Source organism: Streptomyces sp. LS1784, from assembly GCF_020103755.1.
Taxonomy (GTDB): Bacteria; Actinomycetota; Actinomycetes; order Streptomycetales; family Streptomycetaceae; genus Kitasatospora.
Window position 1 is genome coordinate 1 of sequence record NZ_JAHSQD010000406.1, and the last position, 7,438, is coordinate 7,438.

Annotated in this window: 11 protein-coding genes; 4 read left to right on the forward strand and 7 right to left on the reverse strand. The window is 74.6% G+C overall.

Features of this window, described 5'->3' with window-relative positions; genetic code table 11:
* From KS423_RS32725 to KS423_RS32740, 4 genes are all read right to left on the reverse strand, one after another.
* On the reverse strand, positions 1-200 hold a 200-nt coding region (locus tag KS423_RS32725), incomplete at its 3' end, for a hypothetical protein (protein WP_224283383.1).
* Positions 201-253: 53 nt separating this feature from the next.
* The gene (locus KS423_RS32730; RefSeq protein ID WP_224283384.1) at positions 254-538 is read right to left on the reverse strand and encodes a DUF427 domain-containing protein; all 285 of its coding nucleotides are present in this window, start codon (positions 536-538) and stop codon (positions 254-256) included.
* A gap of 60 nt (positions 539-598) precedes the next feature.
* The gene (locus tag KS423_RS32735) at positions 599-835 is read right to left on the reverse strand and encodes a DUF6296 family protein (RefSeq protein ID WP_224283385.1); all 237 of its coding nucleotides are present in this window, start codon (positions 833-835) and stop codon (positions 599-601) included.
* A gap of 16 nt (positions 836-851) precedes the next feature.
* Complete coding sequence (locus tag KS423_RS32740; RefSeq protein ID WP_224283386.1) at positions 852-1,097, reverse strand: DUF2277 domain-containing protein; 246 nt, start codon at positions 1,095-1,097, stop codon at positions 852-854.
* A 156-nt stretch (positions 1,098-1,253) separates the two neighbouring features.
* Between KS423_RS32740 and KS423_RS32745 the strand changes: the two genes are divergently transcribed.
* Complete coding sequence (locus KS423_RS32745) at positions 1,254-2,459, forward strand: MFS transporter (protein ID WP_224283387.1); 1,206 nt, start codon at positions 1,254-1,256, stop codon at positions 2,457-2,459.
* 14 nt (positions 2,460-2,473) lie between these two features.
* Here KS423_RS32745 and KS423_RS32750 read toward each other — a convergent pair whose 3' ends face one another.
* Both KS423_RS32750 and KS423_RS32755 read right to left on the reverse strand, forming a co-directional pair.
* Positions 2,474-3,016, reverse strand: coding sequence for a gamma carbonic anhydrase family protein (locus tag KS423_RS32750; RefSeq protein ID WP_224283388.1), 543 nt, complete (start codon positions 3,014-3,016; stop codon positions 2,474-2,476).
* 247 nt (positions 3,017-3,263) lie between these two features.
* Complete coding sequence (locus KS423_RS32755) at positions 3,264-3,830, reverse strand: DJ-1/PfpI family protein (RefSeq protein WP_224283389.1); 567 nt, start codon at positions 3,828-3,830, stop codon at positions 3,264-3,266.
* Between the two features lie 255 nt (positions 3,831-4,085).
* On the opposite strand from KS423_RS32755, the gene KS423_RS32760 reads away from it, so the two are divergent.
* Together KS423_RS32760 and KS423_RS32765 are read left to right on the forward strand one after the other, a co-directional pair.
* Entirely contained in the window at positions 4,086-4,634 is a 549-nt protein-coding gene (locus tag KS423_RS32760; RefSeq protein ID WP_224283390.1) for an alpha/beta hydrolase, read from the forward strand.
* Between the two features lie 43 nt (positions 4,635-4,677).
* Complete coding sequence (locus KS423_RS32765) at positions 4,678-5,289, forward strand: hypothetical protein (RefSeq protein WP_224283391.1); 612 nt, start codon at positions 4,678-4,680, stop codon at positions 5,287-5,289.
* 41 nt (positions 5,290-5,330) lie between these two features.
* On the opposite strand, the gene KS423_RS32770 is transcribed toward KS423_RS32765, so the two are convergent.
* The gene (locus KS423_RS32770; RefSeq protein WP_224283392.1) at positions 5,331-5,981 is read right to left on the reverse strand and encodes a GntR family transcriptional regulator; all 651 of its coding nucleotides are present in this window, start codon (positions 5,979-5,981) and stop codon (positions 5,331-5,333) included.
* 239 nt (positions 5,982-6,220) lie between these two features.
* On the opposite strand from KS423_RS32770, the gene KS423_RS32775 reads away from it, so the two are divergent.
* On the forward strand, positions 6,221-7,219 hold the full coding sequence (locus KS423_RS32775) for an asparaginase (RefSeq protein ID WP_224283393.1): 999 nt from the start codon (positions 6,221-6,223) through the stop codon (positions 7,217-7,219).
* Positions 7,220-7,438 lie beyond the last annotated feature (219 nt).

Below are 7,438 nucleotides of genomic sequence, written 5' to 3' on the forward strand. Positions count from 1 at the left end.
CTCGCGGCGGCGCGGCCGCCGTGGCCGAGCAGCCGGGCGGCGTGCAGGACCACGGCCCGGCCGCGCCGCTTCGCCGCGTACTCGGCGACCGGGCCCTGGCCGGCGGGCTGCTCGGACTCCTCGACCAGTTCGGCGATCTGCTCGCTCAGGTCGGGCTCGGGGGCCGGCCGGGAGCGGCCTGGCCTGCGGAAGACTGCCATGGGAATCCGGTGCCCCTTTCACGACAACGGCACCACCCGGTGCCCCGGGCCGGCTACTCGGCGACCTCCACCCCGCGCCAGAAGGCCACCCGGCCGCGCACGTGCTCGGCCTCGGGCTTCGGGTCGGCGTAGAACCAGGCGGCGTCCGGGTTGGTCCGCCCGTCCACCTCCAGGGTGTAGTAGCCGGCGGTGCCCTTCCAACCGCACACCGTGGTGGTCCCGGAGGGGCGAAGGAACTCGGTGTGCACCGCCTCCGCCGGGAAGTAGTGGTTGCCCTCGACGACGACGGTGTCGTCACTCTCCGCGATCACGACACCCTGCCAACTCGCTCTGGTCATACGGCGATTGTGCCCGACGGAGGGATGCCGCACTCATGGTTGCCTGGACCGGCCGGACAGTCAGGACAGCGGTTGGGCGCGCACCGGCAGGTGCGGGCTCTGGTGGCCGCCGCTGGCGAGCATCCGGACCTCGCCGGCGTCGCTGATCTCGGCCCGGACGATGCCGCTCTCGTCCTGGTACACCGGGTGGCCACCCGGGCCGGTCGCGTCGGTGCGGACGACCACGATGACGTCCTGCGGGGCCTGGCCGCCCGGGGTTCCGGGAAAGGTGAGGGCGTAGCGCTCGGAGGGGTTCATCACACCTGGCTCCTGCCTACCCGGTGGCCTCGGCCGGCGCGACGGCCCGGGCGTTCGAGCCGCGGACCTCCAGCTCGGCGAGCAGCCTGGCGGTGGCCTCCGCGACCGCGTCCACGGCCCGGTCGAAGGCCTCGCGGTTGTGCGCCGCGGGGGCGCGGAACCCGGACACCTTGCGGACGTACTGCAGCGCGGCGGCGCGGAAGTCCTCCTCGTCGGCGTCGGACGTGACGGGAGGTCGCAGCGTCTTGATGTTGCGGCACATGCTCCCAGTCTCGCGCGCGGGAGCCGTGTCGGCGACCCCCTCTCGTCACGCGCACCTCACGGGGCCGTCATCCGGCCGGATTAGGATGCCGGACGAACGAATTCATCCCGCCGCGCCGGACTCCCGGTCCGTCGGCACCACTCCGGAGTCACCCCCTTGCCTCTCGCGCTGCTCGCGCTGGCCGTCACGGCGTTCGCCATCGGAACCACCGAATTCGCGGCCATGGGGCTGCTCCCCCAGGTCGCCGACAGCCTCCACGTCTCGATCCCGCAGGCGGGCTGGCTGATCTCGGCGTACGCGCTGGGGGTGGTGGTCGGTGCGCCGCTGCTGACCGCGATGGCCGCCGGACGGCCGCGCAAGGCGGTGCTGGTGGGGCTGGCCGGGCTGTTCGCGGCCGGCAACCTGCTGTGCGCGGTGGCGCCGGACTTCTGGACGCTGGCCGCCGCCCGGCTGATCACCGGGCTGCCGCACGGCGCCTTCTTCGGCGCGGGTGCGGTGGCGGCGGCCGAGCTGGTCGCGCCGGACCGGCGGGCCCGGGCGGTGGCCGTGATGTTCTCCGGGCTGACCGTCGCCAACATCGTCGGCGTCCCGGCCGCGACCCTGCTCGGCCAGCACCTGGGCTGGCGGGCGACCATGCTGGTGGTCGTGCTGATCGCGGCCGCCGGGACGGTCGCCATCGCCCGGCTGGTGCCCGCGCTCCCCTCCCCCGGCCAGTCCGGGCTCCGGCACGAGCTGCGCGCCTTCCGCAGCGGGCAGCTCTGGCTGGCGCTGGCCACCGTGGTGCTCGGCTGCGGCGGCTTCTTCGCCTGCTACACCTACATCACGCCGCTGCTCACCGAGGTCTCCGGGTACGCCACCGGCTCGGTGACCCTGGTGCTGGCACTGTTCGGGGTCGGCATGACGATCGGCAACGTGCTGGGCGGATTCGCCGCCGACCGGGCACTGCGCCCCACCGTCTGCGCGGCCTTCGTGCTGCTCTCCGCCACCCTGGCCCTGTTCGCGGTGACCGCGCACGCCCGCTGGTCGGCGGCCGTCACGGTGGTGCTGATCGGCCTGTTCGGCTTCGCGATCGTGCCGGCCGTGCAGACCCTGGTGCTCCAGAAGGCGCGCAGCGCGCCGACCCTGGCCTCGGCGACGGTCCAGGGCGCCTTCAACCTGGCCAACGCCCAGGGGGCGTACTTCGGCGGGCTGGCGCTGGACGCCGGGTTCGGCTGGACCTCGCCGGCGCTGGTCGGCGCGGGCCTGGCCGCCGCGGGGACGCTGGTCGCGGTGCTCGCCTGGGCGGTCGACCGGCGCCGTCCCGTGCCGCCGGCCGCGGAGCCGGCGGCGGCCGCGATGACGACGGTCCGGCCTCGCGTCTGACGATTCCAGTCCGATCAGCGGGAATTGTCGGGCACGCCGTCGATCTCCCGGTGGGCGTCGGCCAGCAGCAGGTAGCCCTCGCCGTTGAGCTTGATGCCCGCGCGCTCGTCCTCGGTCAGCTCCCGCCGCACCTTGGCCGGGACGCCGGCGACCAGCGAGCCGGGCGGGACGACCATGCCCTGGGGCACCACCGCGCCCGCCGCGACCAGCGAACCGGTGCCGATCCGGGCGCCGTTGAGCACCGTGGCGTTCATGCCCACCAGCGCGTCGTCCTCGACCGTGCAGCCGTGCAGCACCGCGTTGTGGCCGACCGAGATCCGCTCGCCGAGCACCAGCGGGAAGCCGGGGTCGGCGTGCAGGGTGCAGTTGTCCTGGATGTTGCTGCCCGCGCCGACGCTGATCGACTCGGCGTCGCCGCGCAGCACCGCGCCGTACCAGACGCTCGCGCCGGCGGCCACGGTCACGTCCCCCAGCACGACGGCGTTCGGCGCCACGAAGGCGCCCGGGTCGACGGCGGGCACCTTGCCCCCGACTGCGGCGATCAGCGGCTCTGCCATGTCTCGTCCTCCTGATGACGGTGTGGGCCGTTGGGTCGCCGGTCAGCGTAGGGGGTCGGTCACCGCGCCTTGCGGGCGAGGTCGGGTACGGCGAGGTCCGGTACGGCGTTCCCGGCGACGCCGGGGCGGTGGATCCGGTCCGGGCGCCGCAGAGGGCGGTCACGGTCGGAACGAACCCGGAGCCGCATCCGGGGACGGTTCGGGATGCGGCTCCGGGAACGCGGCCCGGCGGCGGCTCGGGCGGGCGTCAGGCGAGCGGCGCCTTGGTGCGCAGGACCTCGATGAAGGCCCGCAGCCACGCCGGGTGGTCGGGCCAGGCGCGGGCCGAGACGACCACGCCGTCCACCACCGCCTCGCCGTCCACGAACTCGGCGCCCGCCGCCTTGATGTCCGGGGCCAGCGCCGGGTAGGCCGAGGTGCGGCGGCCGTCCAGCACGCCGGCGGCGGCGGTGACCAGCGGGCCGTGGCAGATCTGGGCGACGGGCTTGTCCGCGGCGAAGAAGTGCCGGGCGATCCGCTGCACGTCCGGGTCGTTGCGCAGGTACTCGGGGGCGCGGCCGCCGGGAATGACCAGGGCCACGTAGTCCGCCGGGTCGACGTCGGCGAGGGCCACGTCGGCGGGCCAGGTGTAGCCGGGCTTCTCGGTGTAGGTGTCGAAGCCCTCGACGAAGTCGTGCACCACGAACTGGAGGCGCTTCTTGCTCGGGGCCGCGATGTCGACCTGGTAGCCCTCCTCCCGCAGCCGCTGGTAGGGGTAGAACACCTCCAGTGACTCGGCGGCGTCTCCGGTGACGAGCAGGATCTTCGATGTCATCGCCGACATCCCTCCATGTGGTCGAGCCTCAGGTCGGGTACGGGCGCCGGGCGGTGGCGGCCGGCCCTGGCCCGGTCCAACCTCCCGTACCGGCAACGCCGTTGGCAACGGGGCGCACCGGGCGCACAACGGCGCATGCTCAGGTGCGCGCGCCGGTTGCGCGGAGTGCACGCCGGCCTGGCGCCCGGCTGCGGGGGCCGGCGGCCCGCGTCCTAGACTCCTGCTGCCCGCTACCGTCCTTCTCCCGGAGGAGCCATGCCCGACCGCACCACCTACGTCGTCCTCCCCGGCTATCAGAACTCCGGCCCCGAGCACTGGCAGACCCGCTGGGAGGCGGCCGAGCCGGAGTCCTTCCGTCGGGTCGAGCAGGCGGACTGGGACCACCCGGAGCGGACGGACTGGGTGGCCCGGGTGGACGCGGCGGTGGCCGCAGCCGCCGCCGAGGGCCCGGTGGTGCTGGTCGCCCACAGCCTGGGCTGCGTCACGGCGGCCCACTGGGTGGCCACCGCGTCCGCCGAGCGGACCGCCGCCGTCCGGGGCGCGCTGCTGGTGGCCCCGGCGGACGTCGACACCGCCGAGGTCCCGGAGCTGGTGAACTTCCGCCCGGTGACGCTGGAGCGGTTCCCGTTCCCGGCCGTCGTGGTCGCCTCGGCCGACGACCCGTGGGTCTCCACCGAGCGGGCCCGCGCGTTCGCCGCCGCGTGGGGCGCCCGGTACGTCGAGCCGGGCGCGTACGGGCACCTCAACTCCGACTCCGGGCTGGGCGACTGGCCGGAGGGCCGCAAGCTGCTCGCCGAGCTGTGACCGCGGGAACGGGGGGACGATGAACCGGGGGAACGGGGGGACGATGAACCGGGAGACGATCGACCGACGGACGTCCCGGGCCAGGCGCGTCCTGGTCCGGCTGCTGGCGGCCGGCGGGCTGGCCGCCGTACTGCTCTACACCGAGGGACAGTGGGAGAGCAGGTCGGGCGGGCGGATGGTGGTCGCCGACCTGCTCAACCGGCCGGAGCTGCTGCTCGGCGGGGCGCTGACGGCGCTGATCGCGGCCGCCTGGCTGGGTGACCTGCGCAGCGCCGTCCGGACGGCCACCCGGACGGTCACGGTGACCGCCGGCGTGGTGTTCCTGCTCGGCGCGCTGGCCGCGCACAAGGTGTCGGCGGCCGAGACCCGCAGCCGGGAGGATGCCCCGGCCGGAGCCGAGCGGGCCCTGGTGGTGGTGCACCGCTCGTACGCCACCGGGCCGACGGCGGGCGAGCACTGGCAGGTGCTGCTGGAGAGCGGCGAGGGCTGGGCGGCCCGGCGCTGGTCACTGGCGGACGTCGGCTCGGGCCAGGGGGACGCCCGGCTGGTGGGGGCGAGCTGGACCGGGCGCTCGCAGATCACCGTGGTGACCGACTCCTACCGGCGGGTGTTCAACCTGGACCAGGACAGCGGCGAGCCGGTCGAGGCGCGCTAGCCCGGCTCGGCCCGAGCCCATCGCCGGTGGACACCGCGGCGTCACTGACCGGTCATGTGCGCGATCATCTGTTCCCGGACCCGGTCGAGGTGACGGGCCATCACCTCGGCGGCGCGGTCGGCCCGGCCCTCGGCGATGGCCTCCGCAAGGTGCTCGTGGTCGGCTATCGAGGCGTCGGTGTGCGAGGCCGGCACGTTGTGCCGGCTGCGGAGCACGGTGATCTGCTGGTGCACGCGCTCCACCTGTTCGGCGATACGGGGGCTGCGGGCCGCGTCGAGCAGTGCGCGATGGAAGTCGAGACTGCTGCGGTGCGCGAACCGACGGCCCCCGGTCATGAGCTTCCTCGACTGCTCGCACGCCCGGCGCAGGGCTGTGACGTCCTTGCGGTCGCGCCGCCCGGCGGCCAGGCGCGCGGCCGCGGTCTCCAGCGCGGACCGCAGCTCGAAGAGCGCCTCGACCTCCTCGGGACCGGCCTCGAAGACCACGGCGCCCTTGTTCGGCACGTGCACCAGCAGGCCCTCGCTGACGAGCTGCCGGATGGCTTCGCGCAGGGGCCCCCTGCTGATGCCCAGCTCGCGGGCGACCTCCACCTCGTTGATCCGGGTTCCGGACGGGATCTCACCGGTGAGGACGCGCTCGCGGAGCGCGCCCACGAGCTGGCCCGCCAGGCCGCGCCGGAGGGTCTCTGACATGGGTGGTGTCCGTCCGTTCGGGACTGGCCGCTCTGTCGTCCGGCCAGGTGAGGGGGTGTGCCCGGGGTGGTGGCCGCGACGCCGGGGTGTCGGTGGACGACAGTGGACAGGGCCTCCCCCGAGTATGTCAGTACCCGGCGAGGGCATCGCCGCAGGCGGCGTTAAAGTGATAACTGTTGACACTTTGAGTCGTCCTGTCGGCCGTGGGGCCGAGGAGAGGGGAATGCGCTGTGCACGCGATGGTGGCGGAGGTGTGGCGAGGTGACTTCCTGGAGTCGGTGCACCACGGGACGGTCCTGGCAGCCGGACCGGACGGGCGGACCGTGCTGAGCGTCGGCGAGACCGACCGCCCGCTGTACCCCCGCTCGTCCAACAAGCCGCTCCAGGCCCTCGGCATGCTGCGTGCCGGGCTTGACCTGGACGGCGAACTGCTGGCCCTGGCCTGCGCCAGTCACTCCGGCGAAGCCTTCCACCTCGACGGCGTACGCGCGATCCTCGAAGGTGCCGGCCTCGACACCCGCGCACTGCGGTGCACGGCCGCGCTGCCCATCGGGGAGACCGCACTGCGGGACCACCTGGCGGCCGGCGGCGGGCCCACTCCGTTGACGATGAACTGCTCGGGCAAGCACGCCGCGATGCTCGCCACCTGTGTCGCCAACGGCTGGGACACGGCCACCTACCTCGACCCCCGCCATCCCCTGCAGCGAGCCCTGCGCGAGACCGTCGAGGACCTGGCCGACGAGAAGGTCGCCGCGACCGGTGTGGACGGCTGCGGAGCACCGCTGTTCGCCATCGGCTACCGCGGCTTGGCCCGGGCCTTCGCCGCACTGGCGACGGGCCCTGCCGGATCCCCGGAACGGCGGGTCGCCCAGGCGATGAACCGGCACGCCGAGTACGTCGGCGGGACCGGTCGGGACGTGACCCGCCTGATGCGCGCACTTCCCGGCTCGGTCGCGAAGGACGGCGCGGAAGGGGTCTACGCCCTGGCGCTCCCCGACGGCTCCTCCGTCGCGCTCAAGATCGCGGACGGCTCCACCCGCGCCCGCCCCGTGGTCATGGCCGCCGCACTACGGCGGCTCGGCGTGCCGGTGGACACCGACGACACCCTCGCCGAACTGGCCACCGTCCCCGTCCTCGGACATGGCGAACCGGTCGGCGCGGTGCGCCCGGCCCGGACGCTCCTGGACCCTTCGCCGCTCCAGGACACCGCACCCGCCGACACCGCCCCGGCGGCCTGACGCAGCCCGGACGCACGAACGGACCGGCGCCGAACCGGACCAACAGGACGACTGTCCGCCGACGGGCCGCGGCCCCGCACGAGTGGCCGTACTCGTGCGGGGCCGGGCGGTCACTGGTCCCCGGGGTCGGTGGCGCCCGGCGGGACGGACGGCGCACTGCCGCCGGTCGGGCCGGTGCCGCGCGGCCTGCCGCCGTTGCCTGGGCCCCCGGTGGCGGGG

What these genes read in the sequence shown, in the direction of transcription:
- KS423_RS32730 (WP_224283384.1), bottom strand. Translation starts at nt 538, where the DNA reads ATGACCAGAGCGAGTTGGCAGGGTGTCGTGATCGCGGAGAGTGACGAC.
- KS423_RS32735 (WP_224283385.1), bottom strand. Translation starts at nt 835, where the DNA reads ATGAACCCCTCCGAGCGCTACGCCCTCACCTTTCCCGGAACCCCGGGC.
- KS423_RS32740 (WP_224283386.1), bottom strand. Translation starts at nt 1,097, where the DNA reads ATGTGCCGCAACATCAAGACGCTGCGACCTCCCGTCACGTCCGACGCC.
- KS423_RS32750 (WP_224283388.1), bottom strand. Translation starts at nt 3,016, where the DNA reads ATGGCAGAGCCGCTGATCGCCGCAGTCGGGGGCAAGGTGCCCGCCGTC.
- KS423_RS32755 (WP_224283389.1), bottom strand. Translation starts at nt 3,830, where the DNA reads ATGACATCGAAGATCCTGCTCGTCACCGGAGACGCCGCCGAGTCACTG.
- KS423_RS32760 (WP_224283390.1), top strand. Translation starts at nt 4,086, where the DNA reads ATGCCCGACCGCACCACCTACGTCGTCCTCCCCGGCTATCAGAACTCC.
- KS423_RS32765 (WP_224283391.1), top strand. Translation starts at nt 4,678, where the DNA reads ATGAACCGGGAGACGATCGACCGACGGACGTCCCGGGCCAGGCGCGTC.
- KS423_RS32770 (WP_224283392.1), bottom strand. Translation starts at nt 5,981, where the DNA reads ATGTCAGAGACCCTCCGGCGCGGCCTGGCGGGCCAGCTCGTGGGCGCG.
- KS423_RS32775 (WP_224283393.1), top strand. Translation starts at nt 6,221, where the DNA reads ATGGTGGCGGAGGTGTGGCGAGGTGACTTCCTGGAGTCGGTGCACCAC.